19 protein-coding genes and 1 other RNA gene are annotated in these 24,468 nt (G+C 63.4%); 12 read left to right on the top strand and 8 right to left on the bottom strand.

Annotation, left to right across the window (positions count from 1 at the left end):
* Positions 1–242 precede the first annotated feature (242 nt).
* Together P3T18_RS29130 and gyrA are read right to left on the bottom strand one after the other, a co-directional pair.
* Positions 243–845 carry a DUF2059 domain-containing protein gene (locus P3T18_RS29130; RefSeq protein WP_429303425.1) on the bottom strand — a complete coding sequence of 201 codons (603 nt, stop codon included), beginning with the start codon at positions 843–845 and terminating at the stop codon, positions 243–245.
* A 122-nt stretch (positions 846–967) separates the two neighbouring features.
* On the bottom strand, positions 968–3,556 hold the full coding sequence (gene gyrA, locus P3T18_RS29125) for a DNA gyrase subunit A (RefSeq protein ID WP_429303400.1): 2,589 nt from the start codon (positions 3,554–3,556) through the stop codon (positions 968–970).
* Between the two features lie 537 nt (positions 3,557–4,093).
* On the opposite strand from gyrA, the gene ompA reads away from it, so the two are divergent.
* The 5 genes from ompA to P3T18_RS29100 all read left to right on the top strand — a co-directional run bounded on the left by ompA (position 4,094) and on the right by P3T18_RS29100 (position 7,435).
* Positions 4,094–4,744: an outer membrane protein OmpA gene (gene ompA / locus P3T18_RS29120; RefSeq protein WP_429303399.1), complete on the top strand. Its 651-nt coding sequence runs from the start codon at positions 4,094–4,096 to the stop codon at positions 4,742–4,744.
* A gap of 209 nt (positions 4,745–4,953) precedes the next feature.
* On the top strand, positions 4,954–5,652 hold the full coding sequence (ubiG, locus tag P3T18_RS29115; protein WP_429303398.1) for a bifunctional 2-polyprenyl-6-hydroxyphenol methylase/3-demethylubiquinol 3-O-methyltransferase UbiG: 699 nt from the start codon (positions 4,954–4,956) through the stop codon (positions 5,650–5,652).
* 33 nt (positions 5,653–5,685) lie between these two features.
* Positions 5,686–6,399: a phosphoglycolate phosphatase gene (gene gph / locus P3T18_RS29110; RefSeq protein WP_429303397.1), complete on the top strand. Its 714-nt coding sequence runs from the start codon at positions 5,686–5,688 to the stop codon at positions 6,397–6,399.
* A gap of 104 nt (positions 6,400–6,503) precedes the next feature.
* Positions 6,504–6,873: a transfer-messenger RNA gene (ssrA, locus tag P3T18_RS29105) on the top strand.
* Positions 6,874–7,066: 193 nt separating this feature from the next.
* Positions 7,067–7,435: a COG4315 family predicted lipoprotein gene (locus P3T18_RS29100; RefSeq protein WP_429303396.1), complete on the top strand. Its 369-nt coding sequence runs from the start codon at positions 7,067–7,069 to the stop codon at positions 7,433–7,435.
* 117 nt (positions 7,436–7,552) lie between these two features.
* Here the strand turns inward: P3T18_RS29100 and P3T18_RS29095 are convergent, their stop codons facing one another.
* Entirely contained in the window at positions 7,553–7,822 is a 270-nt protein-coding gene (locus P3T18_RS29095) for a hypothetical protein (protein ID WP_429303395.1), read from the bottom strand.
* A gap of 155 nt (positions 7,823–7,977) precedes the next feature.
* Positions 7,978–9,057, bottom strand: coding sequence for a substrate-binding domain-containing protein (locus tag P3T18_RS29090; RefSeq protein WP_429303394.1), 1,080 nt, complete (start codon positions 9,055–9,057; stop codon positions 7,978–7,980).
* A gap of 134 nt (positions 9,058–9,191) precedes the next feature.
* On the opposite strand from P3T18_RS29090, the gene P3T18_RS29085 reads away from it, so the two are divergent.
* From P3T18_RS29085 to P3T18_RS29070, 4 genes are read left to right on the top strand one after another with little or no spacing between them, the layout of a single operon-like run.
* A complete protein-coding gene (locus P3T18_RS29085) occupies positions 9,192–9,695 on the top strand; it encodes an NAD(P)H-dependent oxidoreductase subunit E (protein ID WP_429303393.1) in 504 nt (167 codons plus the stop codon).
* The gene (locus tag P3T18_RS29080) at positions 9,692–11,251 is read left to right on the top strand and encodes a formate dehydrogenase beta subunit (RefSeq protein ID WP_429303392.1); all 1,560 of its coding nucleotides are present in this window, start codon (positions 9,692–9,694) and stop codon (positions 11,249–11,251) included. The genes P3T18_RS29085 and P3T18_RS29080 overlap by 4 nt, the downstream gene beginning before the upstream one ends.
* Before the next feature lie 14 nt (positions 11,252–11,265).
* Positions 11,266–14,217, top strand: coding sequence for a formate dehydrogenase subunit alpha (gene fdhF, locus P3T18_RS29075; protein WP_429303391.1), 2,952 nt, complete (start codon positions 11,266–11,268; stop codon positions 14,215–14,217).
* A gap of 8 nt (positions 14,218–14,225) precedes the next feature.
* Positions 14,226–14,477 (top strand): formate dehydrogenase subunit delta, encoded by a 252-nt coding sequence (locus P3T18_RS29070; RefSeq protein ID WP_429303390.1) that lies wholly within the window; start codon positions 14,226–14,228, stop codon positions 14,475–14,477.
* A 33-nt stretch (positions 14,478–14,510) separates the two neighbouring features.
* Here the strand turns inward: P3T18_RS29070 and P3T18_RS29065 are convergent, their stop codons facing one another.
* Positions 14,511–16,235, bottom strand: a complete 1,725-nt coding sequence (locus P3T18_RS29065) for an FAD-dependent monooxygenase (RefSeq protein ID WP_429303389.1) — start codon at positions 16,233–16,235, stop codon at positions 14,511–14,513.
* A gap of 168 nt (positions 16,236–16,403) precedes the next feature.
* Here P3T18_RS29065 and P3T18_RS29060 point away from each other — a divergent pair, with 168 nt between their 5' ends.
* Positions 16,404–18,251, top strand: coding sequence for a tetratricopeptide repeat protein (locus P3T18_RS29060; protein ID WP_429303388.1), 1,848 nt, complete (start codon positions 16,404–16,406; stop codon positions 18,249–18,251).
* A gap of 105 nt (positions 18,252–18,356) precedes the next feature.
* On the opposite strand, the gene P3T18_RS29055 is transcribed toward P3T18_RS29060, so the two are convergent.
* Positions 18,357–19,655, bottom strand: a complete 1,299-nt coding sequence (locus P3T18_RS29055; RefSeq protein ID WP_429303387.1) for an MFS transporter — start codon at positions 19,653–19,655, stop codon at positions 18,357–18,359.
* 331 nt (positions 19,656–19,986) lie between these two features.
* Between P3T18_RS29055 and P3T18_RS29050 the strand changes: the two genes are divergently transcribed.
* Together P3T18_RS29050 and P3T18_RS29045 are read left to right on the top strand one after the other, a co-directional pair.
* Positions 19,987–20,529 (top strand): N-acetyltransferase family protein, encoded by a 543-nt coding sequence (locus tag P3T18_RS29050; protein ID WP_429303424.1) that lies wholly within the window; start codon positions 19,987–19,989, stop codon positions 20,527–20,529.
* Positions 20,530–20,635: 106 nt separating this feature from the next.
* Entirely contained in the window at positions 20,636–21,775 is a 1,140-nt protein-coding gene (locus P3T18_RS29045; protein WP_429303386.1) for a hypothetical protein, read from the top strand.
* Positions 21,776–21,904: 129 nt separating this feature from the next.
* Here the strand turns inward: P3T18_RS29045 and P3T18_RS29040 are convergent, their stop codons facing one another.
* Positions 21,905–22,618 carry a DUF2968 domain-containing protein gene (locus tag P3T18_RS29040; RefSeq protein WP_429303385.1) on the bottom strand — a complete coding sequence of 238 codons (714 nt, stop codon included), beginning with the start codon at positions 22,616–22,618 and terminating at the stop codon, positions 21,905–21,907.
* 354 nt (positions 22,619–22,972) lie between these two features.
* Positions 22,973–24,442 carry a gamma-glutamyl-gamma-aminobutyrate hydrolase family protein gene (locus P3T18_RS29035; RefSeq protein ID WP_429303384.1) on the bottom strand — a complete coding sequence of 490 codons (1,470 nt, stop codon included), beginning with the start codon at positions 24,440–24,442 and terminating at the stop codon, positions 22,973–22,975.
* Positions 24,443–24,468: the final 26 nt, after the last annotated feature.

Below are 24,468 nucleotides of genomic sequence, written 5' to 3'. Positions count from 1 at the left end.
CAAAACGGCGAACGTGGCAGCAATGGAGACTGCCGCAGTCAAACTGGCGACACGCATGCAGCCGCGCGAATCGAACAACGCGGTACTCGCACGATTTCAGCGCCGAAAAAGAAAATGGCCGCCTGCGCGTGTGCGCAAACGGCCATTATCGCATTGTCGCTGCCTCCCCGCCAAACCCGGTCGCGGTAAAGCGTACCGGGCCGCGGCGGACGCGACGTAGGCGAGGCCTCGCGGCCCGTGACTTACTTAGCCGGCTTGACCGACGCGACTTCCTTGTCAGCCTGGTCGCGCGTTGCCTTGATCGATTGCGGCATGTACTTCTGCATCAAGCCGTTCACGACGTCGCGGCCAACCTGGTCTTGAACCTGGATGAACTTGCGGCCGGTCGGGCTCTTGTAGAACGCCGTCAGATCTTTGATTTCCGACGTGCTGTAGTACTTTGCGTAAGCGTCGTACTGAGCTTGCATGGCGTCCTGACGGAAGCCGTCCGTTGCGAACACCTGGCCTGCGCCGTCAACCAGCTTCGGCACTGCGTTCTTTTGCAGCGTCGGGACGGAAGCCTGTTTCTGCTTGTCCGTCATCGTCTTGTTTTCGCTAAGGGCGTCCGACAGGATAGCCGGGACGAGTTGCTTAGCCTGCATTTGCGCGCTGTTGCCGATTGCGCCGACGAGCTTCTGCGCATCGATTGCGTCCAGCAGGTCTTTGATCGCTGCCTGCTTGGCCGGATCAACCGGTGCTGCGGCAGCAGCCGGAGCCGCCGGAGCCTGGCTTTGCAGAGCTTGAGCCATGGCGAAGGTCGGCACGAGGGCAGCCAGCAACATCAGTTGTTTGAATCGTTTTTGCATCATTACTCCCTAAGAGAAATTAACTTGAACTGCAAGCCGTGCGGGACGCGTATCGGCCCGATACGCCATTGTCCGCCGCACGGCTTTCAACTAATAACTGAGACTGAAAGCCACCGACGCGATCAGACTGCGCCGCCGTCTTCACTGCCGTTGTCACCTTCGGCAGGACCTTCGACGTCGCCTTCAACATCGCCATCCGCTTCCGCCTCAGCAACCTGTTGCAGACCTGAAAGCTTGGTCCCTTCGTCAAGGCTGATGAGTGTAACACCTTGGGTTGCGCGGCCCATTTCCCGAATTTCCGACACGCGCGTACGGATCAGCACGCCGGTATTGGTGATCAGCATGATCTGCGCTTCCTGATCTACCAGGATCGCGGCGACCACCTTGCCGTTACGCTCCGAGGTCTGGATCGCGATCATGCCCTTCGTGCCGCGGCCATGGCGCGTGTACTCAGTGATCGGGGTGCGCTTGCCGTAGCCGTTTTCGGTAGCGGTGAGCACCGACTGCTGTTCGTCGCCGGCCACGAGCATGGCGATCACGTTCTGGCCGTCTTCGAGTTGCATGCCGCGCACGCCGCGCGCCTCGCGACCCATCGGACGCACGTCGTTCTCGTCGAAGCGAACCGCTTTGCCCGAATCCGAGAACAGCATGACATCGTGCTCGCCATCCGTAATGGCCGCGCCGATCAGGTAGTCACCGTCATCCAGACCGACCGCGATAATACCCTTGCGCAACGGGCGGCTGAACGCTTCCAGCGGCGTCTTCTTGACCGTTCCCAGAGCGGTGGCCATGAACACGAACTTGTCTGCCGAGAATTCCTTGACCGGCAGAACCACCGTGATCTTTTCGCCGTCCTGCAACGGGAACATATTGACGATCGGACGGCCGCGAGAGTTCCGCGAACCTTGCGGCACTTCATAAACCTTGACCCAATACACGCGGCCACGGTTCGAGAAGCACAGGATGTGATCGTGCGTATTGGCGATGAAGAGCGTGTCGATCCAGTCGTCTTCCTTCATGGAAGTCGCCTGCTTGCCGCGGCCGCCGCGCTTTTGCGCACGGTATTCGGACAAGGGCTGCGATTTCACGTAGCCGGCGTGCGACATGGTCACGACCATTTCCTGCGGCGTGATCAGGTCTTCGGTGTTCAGTTCGGTTGCGTTGAGCTCGATCTTCGAGCGGCGCGCGTCGCCGAATTCCGACTTGATCGACGTGAGTTCGTCGACGATGATGGCCGTAATGCGTTCCGGGCGAGCCAGAATGTCCAGCAGGTCGGCAATCTGGGCCATCACTTCGCGATACTCGCCGATGATCTTGTCCTGCTCCAGACCCGTCAGGCGTTGCAGACGCATCTGCAAGATTTCCTGAGCCTGAGTGTCGGACAAACGATAGAGGCCGTCGGCCTGCATACCGAACGACGGGTTCAGGCCGTCAGGGCGGTAAGCCTCGCGGCCACCTGCCGTCGCATTTTCCGTTTCCGCGCGCGACAACATTTCCCGAACCAGCGACGAATCCCACGGACGCGCCATCAATTCCTGCTTGGCGATCGGCGGAGTCGGGGCGGCCTTGATGATCGCGATGAACTCGTCGATGTTGGCAAGCGCCACCGCCAGACCTTCGAGCACGTGACCGCGTTCGCGTGCCTTGCGCAGTTCGTATACAGTGCGCCGCGTCAGCACTTCCCGGCGGTGCGACAGGAAGCACGACAGCATTTCCTTCAGGTTCAGCAGCTTCGGCTGGCCGTCGACCAGCGCGACCATGTTCATGCCGAAGGTGTCCTGAAGCTGGGTTGCCTTATACAGATTGTTGAGCACCACTTCCGGCACTTCGCCGCGCTTAAGCTCGATCACGACGCGCATGCCGCTCTTGTCGGACTCGTCGCGGATGTCGGAAATGCCTTCGAGCTTCTTCTCGTTGACCAGCTCGGCGATGCGCTCCAGAAGTGAGCGCTTGTTCACCTGGTACGGCAATTCGTCGACGATGATCGACATGCGTTGACCGCGGTCGATTTCCTCGAAGTGCGTCAACGCGCGCATCACCACGCGGCCACGGCCGGTGCGATAGCCGTCGCGCACGCCCGCCACGCCGTAGATGATGCCGGCGGTGGGGAAATCCGGCGCCGGAATGATTTCGATCAGTTCGTCGATCGTGGCTTCGGGGTTCTTCAGCAGGTGCTGGCATGCGTCGACAACCTCGTTGAGGTTGTGCGGCGGAATATTGGTTGCCATGCCGACCGCGATACCCGACGAGCCATTGATCAGCAGATTGGGAATGCGCGCCGGCAGAATGGCCGGCTCGTTTTCGCTGCCGTCGTAGTTCGGGGTGAAATCGACGGTTTCCTTGTCGATGTCGGCCAGCAGTTCGTGGCCGATCTTCGCCATGCGGATTTCGGTGTAACGCATCGCGGCAGCGTTGTCGCCGTCGACCGAACCGAAGTTGCCCTGGCCGTCCACCAGCATGTAGCGCAGGGAGAAGTCCTGAGCCATGCGAACGATGGTGTCGTATACAGCCGTGTCGCCGTGCGGGTGATATTTACCGATCACGTCGCCGACGATACGCGCCGACTTCTTGTACGCCCGATTCCAGTCGTTGTTCAGCTCGTGCATCGCGTACAGCACGCGCCGGTGTACCGGCTTCAGGCCATCGCGAACATCGGGAAGCGCACGCCCCACGATCACGCTCATCGCGTAATCGAGATACGAACGGCGCATTTCCTCCTCTAGGGAGATTGGCAGAGTCTCTTTGGCGAATTGATCCATTATCCGTATCTTTTACGTGCCAAGGCGACGGCGTTTCAACTGCATTCAGCCGCACCTTCGCGTAAGCATTGCAGGCGCAACGCATCACGCGATTCTAACATGCCGCGCATCCGCCCCCGACCAGGGTACGTATACCTATTAGAGGGGTGCACGGCGACGGCGCTGCGACGCCCCACTTTTGGTCGGGGCAGGCTCGATTTGTGCGTGGGGCAATCCGCCGCTCAGCCATGACTGGCGGCGCCTCCGGCGAATTGCTTCTGTTGCGCATGCACCACAATTGGAGGGTGATTTGATCGGGGGCAGATTTTTTTATCGTTGGAAGGGAACGATATGGCAAAATGCCAACGCACAAAGAGTTAGACACTGCTCGAAGTCTACACAGCAAGTTTTTTGTTCTACACCGATGTTATACTTCGAGCAATGTATGACTTGTCTTCGTCAACAGGCTCGCAGTAAACCTGCGGTAATCTCAATTTCGAGAGGAGAAATATGAATAAACTTTCAAAGCTCGCGTTCATTGCAGCTACCGCAGTTATGGCTGCATCCGCCATGGCGCAATCGGTGCCGGCGTCGCGACAAGCCACGAACGACAACTGGGTGAATGGTACCGGCGAATACGTGTGGATGAACGGCACGAACGAGCTTTGCTGGCGCGATGCATTCTGGACGCCGGCAACGGCCAACGCAAAGTGCGATGGCGCCCTGGTTGCCCAGGCTCCGACCCCGCCGGCTCCTGTCGCTCCGGTCGCACCGGCCATCACGAGCCAAAAGATTACGTATCAAGCTGACGCACTGTTCGACTTCGACAAGGCTATCCTGAAGCCGGCTGGCAAGGAAAAGCTGGACGATCTGGCATCGAAGATCGGCGCGCTGAACCTGGAAGTCGTCGTCGCAACGGGTTACACGGACCGCATCGGTTCGGACAAGTACAACGACCGTCTGTCGCTGCGTCGTGCTCAAGCTGTGAAGGCATACCTGGTCAGCAAGGGCATCGAATCCAACCGTATCTATACGGAAGGCAAGGGCAAGCGCAACCCGGTCACGACCGGTTGCAACCAGAAGAACCACAAGCAACTCATCGCCTGCCTCGCACCGGATCGTCGCGTGGAAGTCGAAGTTGTCGGTACTTCGAAGCAGTAAGCTACAAGCTGCCGCAGTATCAAAGCCCCGCTTCGGCGGGGCTTTTTTTATGTCCGACTTTCCGTGATGCCACCGTTCGCAACCCCGGTTCGCCGAAGGGTTGCGCCGTGCTTCCAAGGGCCGCGTTTTGCCGCCCTGTCTCCCGACCTATATACTCGGGCTTTATCCTCGAGCGCCCGCTCACCGCTCTCATCGAGGCAGCTTCCGTCATGACCAACGCCGATCCCCACGAACTGCAGAAATTCAGCGACCTCGCCCATCGCTGGTGGGACCCCAATGCCGAGTTCAAACCGCTGCACGAACTCAATCCGATTCGTCTGAACTGGATCGACGCGCATGCGCATCTGCCCGGCAAAACCGTGCTGGATATCGGCTGCGGCGGCGGCATTCTGTCCGAGTCGATGGCCGGTCTGGGTGCGCACGTGAAGGGCATCGACCTGTCGACTCAAGCGCTCGGCGTCGCGGATCTTCACAGCCTTGAAAGTGGTGTAACCGTCGATTACGAAGAGATCGCCGCCGAGGCACTCGCCGCCCGCGAACCCGGCAAATACGACGTCGTCACCTGCATGGAAATGCTCGAACACGTGCCCGAGCCGGCGGCGATCGTCGCGGCCTGCAGGACGCTGGTGAAACCGGGCGGCTGGGTGTTCTTTTCCACGCTCAATCGAAACGTGAAGTCGTACCTGTTCGCCGTGATCGGCGCCGAATACATTGCCCGCATGCTGCCGAAGGGCACGCACGACTACGCGCGCTTCATCCGTCCGTCGGAACTCGCGGGCTTCGTGCGCGCCGCCAGCCTCCGCACGGTCGATATCAAAGGCATCGTGTACAACCCGCTCAGCAAGCACTTCGCGCTGTCCGCCGACACGAGCGTGAACTACATGCTCGCCTGCCGCCGCGACGCCTGACCCTCACCGACCCGCCCTCACTTCTGCCAATCAATGAGCGATCCCACGCCCCTGCCCCAACGCGAAGACAACGACGACGCACTCGGTCTTTGCCAGGCTGTCCTGTTCGACCTCGACGGCACGCTGGCCGACACGGCGCCGGACCTCGCCGCTGCCGTCAACAAGATGCGCCACGATCGCGGCCTGGAAATGGTGCCGCTCGAAGATCTGCGGCCGCTGGCGTCGGCCGGCGCGCGCGGACTGATTGGCGGCGCATTCGGCATCGGTCCCGACGATCACGAGTTTGCCTCGATGCGCGAAGAGTTCCTCGCCAACTACGAAGCCGACCTGTGCATCGAAACGACGCTGTTCCCCGGCATTCCGGAACTGCTCGACGACCTGGACGCGCGCGGCGTGCGCTGGGGCATCGTCACGAACAAGGTGGCACGTTTGACGGAACCGCTGGTCGCTCAACTCGGACTCGAGGAACGCGCCGGCTGCGTGGTCAGCGGCGACACCACTGCGCATTCCAAGCCGCACCCGGCGCCCTTGCTGCACGCCGCGCGCGAACTGGACATGGCGCCGGAACGGGTCGTGTACGTCGGCGACGATCTGCGCGACATCCAGGCCGGCTTTGCCGCCGGCATGAAGACCATCGCCGCAGCGTACGGCTACTGCGGCAACGATATCCCGCCGACCCAGTGGCACGCACAGCACGTCGTGCAATCGCCGGCGGAGTTGCTGAAGCTGTTGCGCGACGTCGGCTAGGCGCGCAGCGTGGCCGGCGCCGCCGCGCCTCAATCAGCCGAGACTTGGCGGTCAATCTATTGTAAAATCTACGCTGGTTCAGATGTTTTGAGCAACTAAACCGCGGGGGCGACCTGGTTTCGACAGGGGTTGCGAAGCGGCCAGGGCATGTCGAGGCCCCGTCACCTCGTAAATCAGCGGGAAAAACGTAACTGCAAACGACGAAACGTTCGCACTGGCAGCCTAAGGGCCGCCGTCCTCTGCCTAGCTCACTGACGGGTTAGAGTCGCAAGACCGGTAGCAATACCGACAGAGGTCATATACGTCAGTTAAGCCTTGGTGGTGTCACGACATCCGGGTCGAAAACCTAGTGAATCGCCTTAGTGCAGCGTGTTCGTCCGCGTCGCTCGGGTTAAATCAAAAGACAGAACTACACATGTAGAACTGGTCGTAGAGTGCTTCTGGACGCGGGTTCGATTCCCGCCGCCTCCACCAGAACACGTTTCAGGCATCACCATCAAGATCGACAAACTACCCGCACGCGGCCTGCCGTTTGCGGGTTTTTTGTTGCCTGTCGATTCTCTGACGTCTGCTGGAATAAAGGTGTCGGCTGCATCGTTTAGTCTCCACGCGCTTTCGCACGCCGCGTCATGCGCGAGACCAAACATCACAATCAGGAGCCGACATCATGCGCAAGACTCTCTTCGCCCTTTCCACGCTGACGCTGCTTGCCCTTCAACAGACCGCATTCGCGGAAGCGCCGAAAGCGATGGACGGCCGCTTCGTCACCGCCGACGGCATGACGCTCTACACCTTCGACAAAGACACGACGCCCGGCGTCAGCGCCTGCACGGGCGCCTGCATGAATAACTGGCCGGCCGCCATGGCGAGCTCTTCCGACAAGGCATCCGGCGACTGGTCCCTGATACCGGCGGCGGACGGCAAGCAGCAATGGGCCTACAAGGGTCATCCGCTGTATCGCTTTGCCGCGGACAAAAAGGCGGGCGACATGAAGGGCGACGGCTTCAAGGACATGTGGCACACCGCCAAGCCCTGATATCACACCCAAGGACCGCAGCAGCAAAACCTGCACGCTGATGCAGATCACGCGTGGTCCGCGAAAACAGAAGCGCCGGCTCAAGGCCGGCGCTTCGCACATTCTTAAGACAAACGCTTACTCGTCTTTCGGACACTGCAGATTGCAGCCGTTCGGATCGCCGTTGTCGCCGCGCTTGCGCATGGCCGACTTCTTGTTCGATTGATATTTGTCCGAAGGCGCGGAGGCAGCAAACGGCATCTGCGGATGTTCGGCTAGACGGAACTGGTCTTGCAGAATACCGCCCGGCACGCCCGGCGAGTTTTGCGCGTAAGCCGCCGAGGCGGTGACGAGAAGCGCACCGGCCGTGACGGCGGCAGCACATGCATTGAGAAGGACGTTCTTCATAGTGTTCGGCGCAACGGGGCGCGCAGGTTAGGCGAAAGCGGAAGCTCAGAGATTATCCCAAACGGGCGCCGCACGCAGCGCCGGGCTTCGCATTAAGTTTACGAGCGCTTACTGATTCGCCTTCCAGGCCAGCAATACAACTGCTTGAGCACTCCTCAGGCAGCCACCGCGCCCAGCCCCGCATCGAGATCGACCAGCGTGCCGCAATCGCGCGGATCATAGCCTTCGAGCTGATCGACACTCTGCCGGAAGACGGCGCCGCGCAGCAACTCGACGACCGTCGCGAGCGGCGTCCGTTCGAGGCGCGTGCGGTCGCAGGCGAAGTAATAGTCTTCGTCGACGATGGGAATGAAATCCAGCCCGAAGTGATGCGCCGCCGGCTCGACGCCGAAGCCGACGTCCGCCATACCGCTCGCCACGAACGCGGCAATCGCCGAGTGCGTGAGTTCGGTGGACGCATAGCCGTTCACCCGATCCGGATCGACACCGACTTTGCGCAGCGCGAGATCGAGCAGCATGCGCGTCCCGGAGCCGGGCTGACGGTTGACGAAACGAATGTCGTCGCGCGCGAGATCGCCCAGACCGCTGATCTTTTTCGGATTGCCTTTGCCAAGGAACAGCCCCTGTTTGCGCCGCGTCAGATGGACGAGCACGTGGCGCTGCGGGTCCAGCCAGCGCCGGTAAGTGTCCGCGCATGCCGCGCGAAATTCGCCGAGCGGCAAATGGAAACCGGCCAGATCGCATTCGCCACGCGCGAGCGCAGCCACGGCGTCGGCGCTGTCGCGGTATTTGATGTCGACCGGCAGATCGTTCGCCACCAGCGCAGTGACCAGCGCCGCCACCGCGTAACCGTGCGACGCGTAGATCCGCACGTCGTCGGCGGGAGGCGCGAGCCAGCGGTTCAGGTCGCTGGCGACCTCGCTCGCGAGCGCCTGCATGTTGCCGTCGAGCCGCTCGGCGCACAACCGCTGCGCGCGCAGCACCGCCTGCCCGAGTTCGGAGAGCACCGAGCCGCGTCCGCGTTCCTTGGCGATGAGCGGACCGCCCAAACGCTCCTCGATGCTGCGCAACAAACCCCACGCATGACGATAGGACAAACCCTTAAGCGTCGCCGCCTGCGCGATGCTGCCGGATTCGTCTACCAGCGCCAGCAACGGCACGACGTCCGACAGGCTTGCCTCGCGGCCGTCCTGCCCCTTCACAACCAGCTGCGCCTGGCACTCGATCCTGATCATATATGCTCTACTCGTTCCTATTGCACGAGGCGTTTAGCACGCCTATTGTTCCGCTATACCATATCGAATAAACAAAGCATAAGTGCACGCATTATGAATGACAAGTGCATATATGACTTCTGGAGGAGCCCCACTTGGACGATTCTCAGGCCTTCACGCCGGATCAGATCGTGCAGCGTCATGCTGCACCGGGCAGGTCGCTGATTGCGATCCTGCACGCGATCCAGGACGACCTCGGCTATGTGCCGCCCGACACGGTCCCGGCGCTCGCGCGCACGATGAACCTGTCGCGCGCGGAAGTGCACGGCGTCATCACCTACTACCACCACTTCCGCACCGAGCCGGCCGCGCCGGTCACGGTGCAACTGTGCCGCGCCGAAGCCTGCCGCAGCATGGGTGGCGAAGCGCTCGCGCAGCACATCGAAACGCACACCGGCTGCCGCTTCGATGCGCATCATGAGCAACACGCGCATGACGCGCCCGATGCCACGGTCGAGCTGCAATCGGTCTATTGCCTCGGCCAGTGCGCGCTCTCGCCCGCGCTGACGATCAACGGCACGCTGCACGCGAAAGTCACGCCGCACAAGTTCGACGCGCTGCTTGCCGCCGCGGCCAAATGCGTGGAGGTGACGGCATGACACGTATCTACGTTCCCCGTGATTCGTCGGCACTCGCGCTCGGCGCCGACGCGCTGGCGCAAGCCATCGAAGCAGAAGCCGCGCGTCGCGGCCTCGCCATCGAACTCGTGCGCAACGGTTCGCGCGGCTTGCTGTATCTCGAACCGCTCGTCGAAGTGACGACACCGGAAGGCCGCATCGGCTACGCGAACGTCGAAGCGGGCGATGTACCCGCTCTGTTCGACGCGGGCTTTCTCGCCGGCGGCGAGCATGCGCGGCGCGTCGGCGTGGTCGACGAAATTGCTTACCTGAAGAAGCAGCAGCGTCTGACTTTCGCGCGCATCGGCATTACCGATCCGCTGTCGATCGACGACTACCTCGCACACGGCGGACTCGACGGCCTGCGTAACGCACTGCAAACCGACGGCGACGCCGCCTGCGAAGCGCTGATCGAATCCGGTCTGCGCGGACGTGGCGGCGCAGCATTCCCGGCCGGCATCAAATGGCGCACGGTGCGCGGTGCGAAAGCGGCGCAGAAGTACATCGTCTGCAATGCCGACGAAGGCGATTCGGGCACCTTCTCCGACCGCCTCGTGATGGAAAGCGATCCGTACATGCTGATCGAAGGCATGATCATCGCGGGCATCGTCACCGGCGCAACGGTCGGCCACATCTACGTGCGCAGCGAGTATCCGCATTCGATCGCCATGCTCGAAGCCGCGATTGCCCGCGCGCGCGCCGCCGGCTGGCTCGGCGACAGCGTGCTGGGTTCGTCGGCGCATCGCTTCGACCTGTTCGTCGCGAAAGGCGCGGGCGCCTACGTGTGCGGCGAAGAAACCGCCCTGCTCGAATCGCTCGAAGGCAAGCGCGGCGTCGTGCGCGCCAAGCCGCCGGTGCCTGCGCTCGTCGGCCTGTTCGGCCAGCCGACGGTCATCAACAACGTGATTACGCTCGCCACGGTGCCGATCATCTTCGCGCGCGGCGCGGCGTTCTATAAAGACTTCGGCATGGGCCGTTCGCGCGGCACGCTACCGTTCCAGCTCGCCGGCAACGTGAAACAGGGCGGCCTCGTCGAACTCGCGTTCGGCGTGACGCTGCGCGAGTTGCTCGACGATTTCGGCAACGGCACCGCGAGCGGACGTCCCGCGCGCGCGGTGCAGGTCGGCGGTCCGCTCGGCACGTATCTGCCCGAAAGCCAGTGGGATATTCCACTCGACTACGAAGCCTATGCGGCAGTCGGCGCGGTGGTCGGTCACGGCGGCATCGTCGTGCACGACGACACCTCCAATCTCGCCGAACTCGCGCAGTACGCGATGCACTTCTGCGCGAAGGAATCGTGCGGCAAGTGCACACCCTGCCGCATCGGCTCGACACGCGGCGTCGAAGTGATCGGCCGGATTCGCAACGGCGACACCTCGACCCGGCAAGTGCAATTGCTACGCGACCTGTGCGACACGATGGTGTCCGGTTCGCTGTGCGCGATGGGCGGCATGACGCCGTTCCCGGTGTTGTCCGCGCTCGACCATTTCCCCGAAGACTTCGGTCTCGACCTCGCGCCGAAAGCGGCTGCGGCCTGATCCAGGAGCCTCACATGTCCGACATGCTCAACTCCCCCGCCGGCGGCTGCGGCTCCGGCAACTGCGCGTGCAAGTCGCAAGCGCAGGCGCGGCAAACCGCCCCCCATTCGTTTTTCGACGACACCGACTACGGCACCCCGGCGCGCCACGCCGACGTCGACGTCACGCTGGAAATCGACGGTCAGTCGGTCACGGTGCCGGCCGGCACCTCGGTGATGCGCGCGGCGGTCGAAGCCGGCGTCAACGTGCCGAAGCTCTGCGCGACGGATTCGCTCGAACCGTTCGGCTCGTGCCGTCTGTGTCTGGTCGAGATCGAAGGCAAGCGCGGTTATCCGGCGTCGTGCACCACGCCGGTCGAAGCCGGCATGAAAGTGCGCACGCAAACCGATCGTCTGCAATCGCTGCGTCGCAACGTGATGGAGTTGTACATCTCCGATCACCCGCTCGATTGCCTCACCTGCCCCGCCAACGGCGACTGCGAATTGCAGGACATGGCGGGCGTGACCGGCCTGCGCGAGGTGCGCTACGGCTTCGACGGCGCCAACCATCTGAAAGACAAGAAGGACGAATCGAATCCGTACTTCACGTACGACGCGTCCAAGTGCATCGTCTGCAATCGCTGCGTGCGCGCCTGCGAAGAAACCCAGGGGACGTTTGCACTGACCATCGCCGGACGCGGCTTCGAATCGCGTGTGGCGGCCAGCGAAAACGTGCCGTTCATGGAGTCGGAGTGCGTGTCGTGCGGCGCATGCGTCGCCGCTTGCCCGACTGCCACGTTGCAGGAAAAGACCGTCATCATGCTGGGCCAGGCCGAGCATTCGGTGGTGACCACGTGCGCGTATTGCGGCGTCGGCTGCTCGTTCAAGGCCGAGATGAAGGGCAACCAGGTCGTACGCATGGTGCCGCACAAGAATGGTCAGGCCAACGAAGGACACGCCTGCGTGAAGGGGCGTTTCGCGTGGGGCTACGCCACGCACAAGGACCGCATCACCAAACCGATGATCCGCGCGAAGATCACCGACCCGTGGCGCGAAGTCAGCTGGGAAGAAGCGCTCAGTTACGCGGCATCGGAATTCCGCCGCATTCAGGCGAAGCATGGCCGCGATTCGATCGGCGGAATCACGTCGTCGCGCTGCACGAACGAGGAAACCTATCTCGTGCAGAAGCTCGTGCGCGCCGCCTTCGGCAACAACAACGTCGACACCTGCGCGCGCGTGTGCCACTCGCCGACCGGCTACGGCCTGAAGGCGACGCTCGGCGAATCGGCGGGCACCCAAACGTTCGCCTCGGTCGATAAAGCCGACGTCATCATGGTGATCGGCGCGAATCCGACCGACGGCCATCCGGTCTTCGGCTCGCGTCTGAAGCGCCGTGTGCGTCAGGGCGCGAAGCTGATCGTGGTCGATCCGCGCCGTATCGATATCGTCGATACCGCTCACGTGAAGGCGTCGCATCATCTGCAACTGCGCCCCGGCACCAACGTGGCCATCGTAAACGCGCTCGCTCACGTGATCGTGACCGAAGGTCTGCTGGATGAAGCGTTCATTGCCGAACGCTGCGACATGCGGGCGTTCGATCAATGGCGCGATTTCGTCGCACTGCCGGAAAACGCGCCGGAAGCAACCGAGGCGCTGAGCGGCGTGCCGGCGCAGTCGGTGCGCGAAGCCGCCCGTATCTTTGCCACCGGCGGCAACGCGGCCATCTATTACGGTCTCGGTGTCACCGAACACGCGCAAGGCTCGACCACCGTGATGGGCATCGCCAATCTCGCGATGGCCACCGGCAACGTCGGGCGCGAAGGTGTCGGCGTGAATCCGCTGCGCGGCCAGAACAACGTGCAGGGCTCGTGCGACATGGGCTCGTTCCCGCACGAACTGCCGGGCTATCGTCACATCAGCGATCCGATCACGCGCGCGCTGTTCGAAGACGCATGGAACGTCACGCTGCAACCCGAACCGGGCCTGCGCATTCCGAACATGTTCGAAGCCGCGCTGGACGGCAGCTTCATGGGCCTCTACTGCCAGGGCGAAGACATCGTTCAGTCCGATCCGAATACGCATCACGTGGCATCGGCGCTGTCGTCGATGGAATGCATCGTGGTGCAGGACATCTTCCTGAACGAGACCGCCAAATACGCCCACGTACTGCTGCCGGGTTCGTCGTTCCTCGAAAAAGACGGCACCTTCACCAACGCCGAGCGCCGCATTTCGCGCGTGCGCAAGGTCATGCCGCCGATTCCGGGCTACGCCGACTGGGAAGTCACGGTGATGCTGGCTCGCGCGCTGGGCTACGAAATGGAGTACACGCACCCGTCGCAAATCATGGACGAGATTGCGCGTCTCACGCCGAGTTTCCATGGCGTGTCCTACCGGAAGCTCGACGAACTGGGCAGCATCCAGTGGCCGTGCAACGAAAACGCGCCAAACGGCACGCCGACCATGCACATCGACGCGTTCGTGCGCGGCAAGGGCAAGTTCGTCATCACGAAGTTCATCGCGACGCCGGAGAAGGTCACCCGCAAATTCCCGCTGCTGCTCACCACGGGCCGCATCCTGTCGCAGTACAACGTGGGCGCGCAAACTCGGCGCACCGAAAACTCACGCTGGCACGACGAGGACCGTCTGGAGATTCATCCGCACGACGCGGAAGATCGCGGCATCAAGACCGACGATTGGGTGGGCATCGAGTCGCGCGCGGGGCAAACCGTGCTGCGCGCCAAGGTGACCGAGCGCATGCAGCCGGGCGTGGTCTACACCACGTTCCACTTCCCCGAATCGGGCGCGAACGTGATCACCACCGACAGTTCGGACTGGGCCACCAACTGCCCCGAGTACAAGGTCACCGCCGTGCAGGTGATGCCCGTGCAGCAGCCGTCGCAATGGCAGCAGGACTACTCGCGCTTCAATAGCGAGCAGCTCGATCTGCTGAAGCAGCGCGAGCTGGTCAACGTCAGCTCCGGGAAATAAGGCAAGCCATGGACACACAGAATCTGATCGACATGGCGAACCGCATCGGCGATTTCTTCGATTCGATGCCCGACCGCGACGAAGCGCTCGACGGCATCGCCGATCACATCCGTCGCTTCTGGGAGCCGCGTATGCGGCGCGCGTTGCTGAAGTCGCTCGACGTGCCTGAGACGGGCGGCATCGAGATGTCGGGCATCGTGAGGGAGGCGGTGCTCAAGCATCGCGAGAGTCTGACGCCCGCCGCGCCCGCAACGGTTTGACGTGACCCGCTCGACACGGGACGGCCGCCGCTCTTACAGGGCGGCCTGCTCGGGAATGTCGCTGCCCACCGTGAACCACGACTCGCAGTGCCGCAACAGGCCGAGCAGATCGGTGCCGGTGCGTCCGCGTGCGCTGATGTAGCCGTCCGGCCGCACCAGATAGAACGACGGCCGCGTACGCCCATACGATTCGCTCAATGCCGGACCGCCCTCGCCCGTGGTGTCGGTCACGCGCCAGACGCGCACCGCGCCCGGCAGCAACTTCTCCACTTCCGTCGCCAGCCGGTCCAGCTCCGCGTCCGGCTGCGGCGCGTGCTTCGCGGCCGGATCGAGCGGCGTCTGGTCGGCGGGCAGCGGCGGCACCAGCAGGAACAGCGAGAAGAACGCTGGATCGTGCAGATCGAAAATACAGCCGACACCCGGCGCGCGCCCCAACGGACCGTCCACCACATGCACCAGCGCATCCGGCGCGCGCTCGCCGGCACGCGGACCACCGTCGAGAACACGCTCCAGCGTCAGCGGACTGCGACGATACTGGATCGCGAGTTCGCTGATGGTGAGACGCGCGGCGTCGCGCAACGGACCGAGCGCGGCGAGCACCGGCATCACACGTTCGCGCAGCAGCTTGAGCGGTCCGTGGTCCGCCTCGGCCATATTCGTGATGAAGCCGGTTTGCCGCAGCACGTCACGCTCGATTGGGTGACGCTCCGCGTGGTAGGTGTCGAGCAGACGGTCGGGCGCCGCACCGCGCAACACGCGGGCGAGCTTCCAGCCGAGATTGAAGGCTTCCTGGATGCCGGTGTTCATGCCCTGCGCGCCGGCCGGGCTATGGACATGCGCGGCATCGCCCGCAAGAAAAATGCGATCGACGCGCAGCTTCTCCACCATCCGGCTGTTGAGATGGAAATACGACGACCACGCGAGATCCGACACCGCGACCCGTTGCTGCACGCGACGCGCGATCAACGCACGGCACTCTTCCAGCGACGGCGCCGGCACCTTGTTCAGCGGCGGCTCGCCGAGCACGGCCGGCGTGGGCGGCGGCGCCTCGGCGGCGTGTTCGGCGGGATGATCCGCAATCAGCCGATGCCGCCCGTGTCCCATCGGAAACAGGGCGACCAGACCTTCGCCTGACGCGAAGATGTGGAATTCGTCGTCGGGCCAGTCGGTTTCGGCGTGGAGGTCGGCAAGCAGGAACGTCTGCTCGAAGGTCTTGCCCGCGAAATTCAGGCCGAGCCGGTGGCGAATCGTGCTGTGGGCGCCGTCGGCCGCGATCATGTAGGACGGATGCAGAGTCTCGGTGTGACCGTCCGCACGACGCAAGGTGGCCTGAATGCCGGTGACGCCCTGCGAGAACATGGTCAACTCGACGCCGCGCTCGATGCTCACGCCGAGCGTGGCGAGATGCTCCGTGAGCAATCGCTCGGTCACGGCCTGGTCGAGAAACAGCAGATACGGATAGCGCGTTTGCAGCGGATCGAAGTCGAGCTGCGCGAGACGCATGCCGTTGGAAAAGAGATTGGCGATCCGGGCGCGGTGGCCCAACTCCAGAAACGGTTCGATCAGGCGATGTTGTTCGAGCAGTTCGAGCGTGCGCGCCTGAATGCCGATGGCGCGCGAATACGGATTCGGCACCAGCGCCTTGTCGATCAGGCGCACCGGGATGTGTGCGCGCGCAAGACTCATCGTCGCGGCGAGCCCGGTCGGACCCGCGCCCACGATCAGCACCGGCGACGCATCGTTCGAAGCAGCGTCCATGCAGAACTCCGGAGGCAACAGTGCGCTCTAGTGTACGCCGCCGCTCGCCGGCCCGGCATTGCGCCGCATCAATCGCGGCGGTGCGCGTCGTCCGGCCGAATCCGGGTGCGTCCGGTCGAGTGTGGGAAAATGCGTGCTTCGCTTCACCGACCATGCCACCCCAGCGTCATGCAACCTGTATTTGATCGCGCTTACGCGGCGCATCGCGACGGCCGCCTCGACGACGCCGAACGCGGCTACCGCGCCACGCTCGACAGCAACCCCGCGCACGTGGACGCGCTGCACCTGCTGGGCGTTCTGCGCCACCAGCAGGGCCAGCACGCCGAAGCCGCCGACCTCGTGCGGCGCGCGGTCAACCTGCGCCCCGAAGACGCCGCGCTGCAACTGAACCTCGGCAACGCGCTGAAAGCGCTCGGCCAGGTCGACGACGCGATCGAGCAGTTTCGCAACGCGCTGACGCTCGCGCCATCTTTTCCGATGGCACACTACAACCTCGGCAATGCTTACGCGTCGCTCGGCCGTCACGAAGACGCCGCCGATGCGTTCGAAAAATCGCTGCGACTGCAACCAAACGACGCTTCCTCGCACAACAATCTCGGGAACGCGCTGCACGCGCTCGGCCGGCATGCGGACGCCATCGAATCGTTCCAGCGCGCGCTCGCGCTGCGCCCCGGCCACGCCGGCGCGCTGAACAACATGGGCATGTCGCTGAATGCGCTCGGTCGCGCGGACGAAGCGATTCCCTGCTTCCGGGCCGCGTTGGCCGCCGAACGCCGTTTCGTGGCCGCGCACTTTAATCTGGCCAATACGCTCGACGCCACCGGCCGGCACGAAGAAGCCGTCGCGTCGTTCCAGGCGGCGCTCGGTTTGCAACCGAATCTGCCGCCGGCCATCTTCGGTCTGGGCAACGCGCTGGCGGCCTTGGGGCGTCATGCGCAGGCGCTGCCCTATTTCGAGCGCGCGGTCGGTCTGGACCCGCAGTTCGCCGTGGCGTGGCTGAGTCTCGGCACCGCGCATCAGGCGCTGGGTGCGCACGCCGCCGCAGTGCGCGCGTTCGATCAGGCGTTGCGGCTGCGCCCCGACCTCGCCTCCGCGCATATGAACCGCGCCCTCGCGTGGCTCGCCCAGCGCGATTTCGCGCGCGGTCTGCCCGAATACGAATGGCGGCTGCAGACCATGGCGCAGCCGGTCATCCAGACCTTGCCGCGCTGGCATGGCGAGCCCATCGACCAGCGCACGCTGTTGATCCACGCCGAACAGGGCTTCGGCGATACCCTGCAGTTCGTGCGCTTCGTGCCGCTCGCCGCGCAACGCGCCGCGCGGGTCGTGCTCGAAGTGCAGCCGCAACTGGTGCCGCTGCTGGAGCCGGTCGCACAGGCCTGGCGTGTGACGCTGATCGCTCAGGGTGCGCCGCGTCCAGCGGCCGATCTGCAATGCCCGTTGCTGAGCTTGCCGCTGGCGCTCGGCACGAGCTACGAAACCATCCCGGCGCGCACGCCTTATCTTGGCGTGCCGCCTGCCTACAGTCGCAAATGGCGCGGTTCGCTCGGCGGTCATGCGAAGCGCAAGATCGGCATTGCGTGGTCGGGCCGCATCCAGCAGAACGAAAACCGCTCGATGCCGCTTGCCGCACTCGACCCGCTGTTTGCGCTGGAAGGTATCGACTGGATCGTGCTGCAAGCCGAATTGAGCGAGGCCGACCGCACGGCGCTCGACAGCCATCCGCGTGCCGGTTCGATTCACCGCTTCGACAGCAAGATCGCCGATTTCGCGGACACCGCCGCGATCATCGACCGGCTCGACGCGGTGGTCTCGATCGATACGTCGATCGCGCACCTCGCGGGCGCGCTGAAAAAGCCGCTCTGGCTGATGCTGCCGTTCGCCGCGGACTGGCGCTGGTTCGCGGGCGAAACGCACAGCACGTGGTATCCGTCCACGACGCTGCTGCGGCAGCCGCAACCCGGCGCATGGGACGCCGTGGTCGAGGTGGTCGCAAACGAATTGCGGCGCGGCTGACGGCGGCCCTTCCCGGACTCGCCGGCGGCAAGAAAAAAACCCCGCGTTCTCACGAACGCGGGGTTTTTCGTTTAACCGTGATTGCGGCGCAGAGCGCCGCGGCACTCAGGCCGTGCGGTACTGGTCGCGCGATTCCGGCGTGCGATACAGCACCAGCGTCGCGATCAGGCCGCAAATTGCCGCCACGCCGAGGAACAGGCCGGGCGCCGCCTTGTTGCCCGTGGTGTGAATCAGCAGCGTCGAGATAGCCGGCGTGAAACCGCCGATCGTCGTCGCGAGGCTGTAGGCCAGCGAGAAGCCCGCGGTCCGCACTTCGACCGGCATGACTTCGGTCAGCGCCACGACCATTGCGCCGTTATAGCTGCCGTACAGGAAGGACAGCCACAGTTCCACCACCAGCAGACGGGCGAACGACGGCTCCGCGACCAGCCACTGCAACGCCGGGTAAGCGGTGACGATGGTCAGAATCGTGAACGCGATCAGCACCGGACGACGGCCGATACGATCCGACAGCGCACCTGCCAGCGGCAGCCAGAGCAGATTCGACAGACCGATACAGACGGTGACGACGAGCGTGTCGATGGCCGACAGTTTCAGCACTTCCTTGCCGAAGGTCGGCGTGTAGGCGGTGATCATGTAGAACGACACCGTGGTCATGATGACCATGCCCATGCCGCCCAGCACGATGCCCCAGTTCGCAGCCATCGTCTTCATGATTTCGCCCATGCTCGGACGATGCTTGCGTGCCTTGAACTCCTCGGTTTCCTGCAGCGAACGGCGAATCAGGAACAGGAACGGCACGATCAGGCAACCGATCAGGAACGGCACGCGCCAGCCCCAGGCGCCCATCTGGTCGGCCGGCAGCGTCTTGTTCAGCATCACGCCGATCAGGGCGGCGAACACCACCGCCACCTGCTGGCTGCCCGACTGCCACGCGCAGTAGAAGCCCTTGTTGCCCTTGGTCGCGATCTCGGACAGATACACCGAGACGCCGCCCAGTTCGACCCCGGCGGAGAAGCCCTGCAGCAGGCGCCCGAACAGCACGAGCACCGGCGCGAGCACACCGATGGTGGCGTAACCCGGTATGGCCGCCACCGTGAGCGTACCGAGCGCCATCAGGCCGAGTGTGAGGATCAGGCCCTTGCGACGGCCGTGGTGGTCGATGTAGGCGCCGAGCACGATCGCGCCGAGCGGCCGCATCAGGAAGCCTGCGCCGAAGACCGACAGCGAGAGCATCAGCGAGGCGAATTCGTTACCGCTGGGGAAATAGGTCTTGGCGATGGCCGAGGCGTAATAGCCGTAGACCATGAAGTCGTACATCTCAAGAAAGTTGCCGCTGACCACGCGGAAGACTGTCTTGACCTTGGATTCGTCGGCTGGGGTAGCGTGTGAGGCAGTAGACATGACATTCTCTGATGAGCCCGTCGCCACACGACAGAGCGGCGCTCAGGCAGTTGAAACGATCCGCTGCGTTCTGGCGAGCGGATGCCGCGGGCAACATTCTTGTGGATCGCGCCGGGGGGCGCAGCATTTTCATGCCGAACGCATTGCCGCGCTATCAGGGTAAACGTTGTGAAACAGGCTGCGCCGGCTCCACGTAATGTTACCCGTGAAGACGCCAATGCGTGAGCGGCGGCTTCATATAGATGGCGCTGCAATCATGCGTGCATGCTGTTCGATGCGCTCGCGATACACTTTGCCGCCACGCATGTCAGTCAATCGTCACACTATTCCGATGCAAACCAAACGCGCGCTTTCGTTGCGCCCAGCAACTACCGGCGACGCCGCCCTCATCGCTTCGATCCACAGCGCCAGCTGGCAGGCCACTTACCGCGGCCTTCTGCCCGACGCTTTCCTCGACACGGACGTGACCCGCGAGCGGGCCGCCTATTGGGAAGCACGCATGCGCGCGCCCGGCGGCGAGCGGCGGTCCGTGCTGATCGCGGAACTCGGCGGCGAACCGGTGGGTTTTGTCTGCGTCGAGCAGCAACCGGACTCTCTGCACGGCGTGCTGCTCGACAATCTGCACGCCTTGCCGCAGCACCAGGGCATCGGCGCGGGCAAGCTGCTGATGCACGCCGCCGAAGACTGGGCGCGCGCGCAGGGCGCCACACAGTTGTATCTTTACGTCCTGGAAGGCAACACGCCGGCCATCGGCTTCTATGAGCGGCACGGCTGGCAATTCGTCGGCGCCGAGCCCGACCAGATGGGCGGCGTGGACATCACGGCGCTGCGTTACGTGCTGCGACTGGACCGCATCGAACAGCCCGCTTTCTAGCCGAGTCGGCGAACCGGCTCGATGCGCCGGTCCTTTCGGAACGGTCCGATCGTGAATTGGGCTGCGTCCTGGCATCATCTTCCGCACCTAGCTGCGGAAATTCCCGATGTCGACCACCGTCCCTCTTACCCTGATCGAAGGGTCCATGGCGCTGCCGCGCCTTCGTCCACTCCGCGGCGTGCCGAAGCCGTTCGGTTGCGAATGGGCCTTGCAGTCCGCCGGCGGCGCGTTGCACGCGGAGTTGACTGCCCCGAAGTTGAGCGCCCTTTACGCGGCCGCGCTCAATACCTTTTGTATGGGCCCGGAAACCATTCGGTCTTTCTGCCAATGGGAGCCGCTGAGCGAGCAGGCCGTGGCGCCGCCGGTCTTGACCTCAGCGAGCGTCGAGATTAGCGCTGTGCCGGGTACGGTGTCCGGTCTGGTGCCGGAGGATGCGCGGCCGGTCTTGGCCCAAACCATTCGCGAACATGGGACGCCGCTTCCAGTTCCGGCAGCGGCTGTCGAATCTGCTGCGGCTGTGACAATTCGTGACGGGCGGCGTGGTGGCTCGTCATCGTGGGGCGGACTGGCGGGAGGGGTTTGTGTGCTTGGCGGTGCAGCGGTGTTGGCGTGGCTCGGGTTGGGACATTTTGTCCAACGGCCCGCGCCGCGCAAGTTGGCGGCGGTTAGTCAGATTTCACCTCGATATGCGAGCCCGTTGGTCGCCGCAGTTCCGCGCGTGAAAAATTCGCGCGCGACGTTGCCGGAGGTTGCGGCGCCGGCAGCCGCGACGAAAGTCGAGTCGCCATCGACGGCCAATTCGGCGTCGAGACTCGTGAAGGCGAAACGCAGTTCGCCGGAACATGTTTCCTTGTCCGCCGCGAACGATTCGGTCCACGGCTCACGCGTCTCGCGTGGCAAGACCAACCCGCATACGACGAATACGGCGCGAGCGAACGGTACCTCCACTCATGCGCAGTTCAACGCATCGGCGAAACTCCAGGTGAAATCGCCGCCGGTCCATGCCGACGCTCATCCGGCCAATCCCCTCGTTCACGCTGACGACACCCGCAAACCATCGGCACCGGGCCTTTACTCGCCGCCCGCGCGGCTCGATGTCGACGAATACGCGTCGATGGCAACAGGCGCTTTCGTGCACGCGCGGACAGCGTCGACCTCGAACGCGTCGCCTGGCACCCAGCCGGACTGGACGAACCGGCTGTCACAGCGACGCGTGACCGAAGCGCCCGACCAGTTCACCAAGTAAGCATCGCACGCGGCGAAAACGCACGCCGCTCAAACGACAGCCGAAAAAAAACACCTCGGACAGTTGGAAAAAGTTCCAACCATCCGAGGTGCGTTTTTCAAACCCGATCAGGCCGCCTTCACGCCCCGCTTACTTTTGCGTCGGCAATCCGAGTTCCGTCTGACGCTGCAATTGCATGACTTCGCCTTGCACCTGACGCAATTGCGCCTGCGCCTTATCCTTCTCCACATGCAGCGCAGCCGCTTCGCCCTGCGTTTGCCGCTGATAGTCCGTGACCTTGGCTTCCTGCGTGCGCGCAATGTCCAGATCGGCCTGCAGCCGTCGGGCGCGATCTTCCGACAACGCGATCACGTCTTCGATATACGCTTTTTGCGCCTGCAATTGCGTGCGACGTATTTCGACGTCCGCAAGCTGCACGGTTTGCTGAACGAAACCGCCATAAACCGCTTCGGCGCGACCCATGTCTTCGGTTCTGATCACGCGCCAGAAATGCTTGTCTTGAAATAGCGCGACGTAATAAGCCATCTCACGCGGATAAAAGAACAGACTTGCGCCATAACTGCCGTTGTACGTGGTGCGCAATTCGCTGAGCTTGCCGTCGTGAATCATTTGCATCAGCTCCGCGACATTGCCTTGCGCATCGCCCGCGACGGCGCCAGCCGAGGCGGAACTGCGCAGCGCGTCGACGACGGGCTGCGCCGTCAGCGTACTCAACGACGGACGCGTGCCGACGAGCGGCGCAGCCTCTTCGCCTTGCGCCGCCAGCACGCTGACGCCATGCTGCAACAGCGCGCACGAGGCCGCAAGCAGCATGGTGCGCCGTACTATTAAGGGGTACTTCATACGTGCATACTCCATGCAAATCCAGAACAGCCCAGGATTATCGCGCGGATTCGTCATGAAGCGAAGCTTTGGAGTCCGTCGTAAATACGCTTTAAATCGAGATAAAACCTTCTCAACGAATTCGATTTAAAAGACACGACGATCGCGAAAGAAACACATTCAGATAAGCCGGAAAGGCAATGATCCGACTCATTCGGAACGGTCCGAATTTGCATTGGACACGTGCGATTCCAACGTCAAACGTCGTCGATGATTTCGGGATAGAGAGTGAGGACGGAAAGAAACAGAAAACGCGGCACTCGAGGCGCGCCGCGAAAATCTCTCGCGCCCCGAATGCGTGACGACACAAAAAAATCAGAAGCGCGTTTCGCGTGCGACGCGCAGAAACGTGTCGAGCAATGGTGTGCAGTCGAGCAATTCCGGGCCGCCCGCGCGATGAAACTCCGGATGCCATTGCACGCCCATCACGAACGGCGCGCGCCGATACCGCACTGCCTCGATGATGCCGTCCGAAGCGGACACCGCTTCGATGTTCAGATCGCGGCCCAGCGTTTTGACAGCCTGATGGTGGATCGAATTGACGATTGCGTCGCGATGACCGGGGAACATGTTGGCAAGCGTCGAACCGTCCGGGAAATGAATGCCGTGCCGATGCTGATCGTAGTTTTCGTTGACGTGCGCGCCGGCCGTGGGAACGTCGGTGGCAATGTCCTGATACAAGGTTCCTCCGAACGCCACGTTGATCAACTGGCAGCCGCGACACACGCCGAGCACCGGCTTGCCGGACTCGATGAACTCATGCAGCAGTTCCAGTTCGTACATGTCGCGCACGCGGTCGCCCGGCCATTCGGGGCTGCTCGCCTGCTCCGCGTAAGACTGCGGCGAAACGTCCGCGCCGCCTTGCAGCAGCAGACCGTCAAGATGTTTGGCGTAATCGCGCAGACGGATATTGCTCGGGTGCAACATGCCTTGGTGGCCGACCGTCGGGATCATGAACACCAGCACGTCGCGCGACATGACCCAGTGCGCAATGGATTCTTCCAGGTATTGCAGCGTCTTGCCGCGCAAACCCTTGGCGCCCGGCTCCGGGTGAAAGATGCGCGCCGACACGCCGATGCGCAGCGTGCGCTGCGTGATGCGCTGCCCTGCCCGGTCGAAAATCTGCCGCGCGCGCGCCGCGATAATCCGGCCGAACACGGTCCACGCCGAGTCGTTGTGCTTCAGATAGCGCGGCGGCGACGGCGGCAATGCATTCGGCGGCGGCGGATTGGTGGCCGAAAAATCCGGCGCGGCACCAAAACCCGGCGGCGGCGAGCCGGCCTGGCGCGCCTTGGGCTCGGTGGTTTCCTGCGTCACCGTGGCATCTTCCGCGGCCGTCAGTTCACCGTTGAGCGCTTCGCTGCTGGATGGCGTGATGACATGCGAGATGGGATGCACGTCGGTCACGCGGGCGTCGCGCGCATGCACTTCGGCTTCCTGCTTCGCGGTGGATGCGGCCGCCGAACTGCGCGCCTCGGCGGCGTCGCGCCGGCGCGCGCTTTGCGGATCTTCCGGCGTGACGGCGGAGGCGCTGTCGGGGTCGTCGGTGGACGAACGCACCGCGGCTTCCTCCGACGGCGTTACCGTCTCCTTGATCGGCGACTGGATGGAATCTTCGTGCGAGGGCGGCAACGACGCCGCCGGATCGGCCGGCGCAGCAGGTTTCGAAGCGCCGGCAGGCGGTGTCGCAGCGGCTGCCGTAGTGGATGTCGGCGCGGCGGGGCTGCCTGGCGACGACGGCGGGTTGCCGGACGCGCCGGCATTTTCAGGTTTGTTTTCGCTCATGACTGTCGGACTGGCGCCTTCCACGC

Source organism: Paraburkholderia sp. GAS199 (assembly GCF_050436585.1).
Lineage (GTDB): Bacteria > Pseudomonadota > Gammaproteobacteria > Burkholderiales > Burkholderiaceae > Paraburkholderia.
The sequence above is the reverse complement of the archived record's forward strand: the minus strand, read 5'-3'. Positions and strand labels throughout refer to the sequence as shown.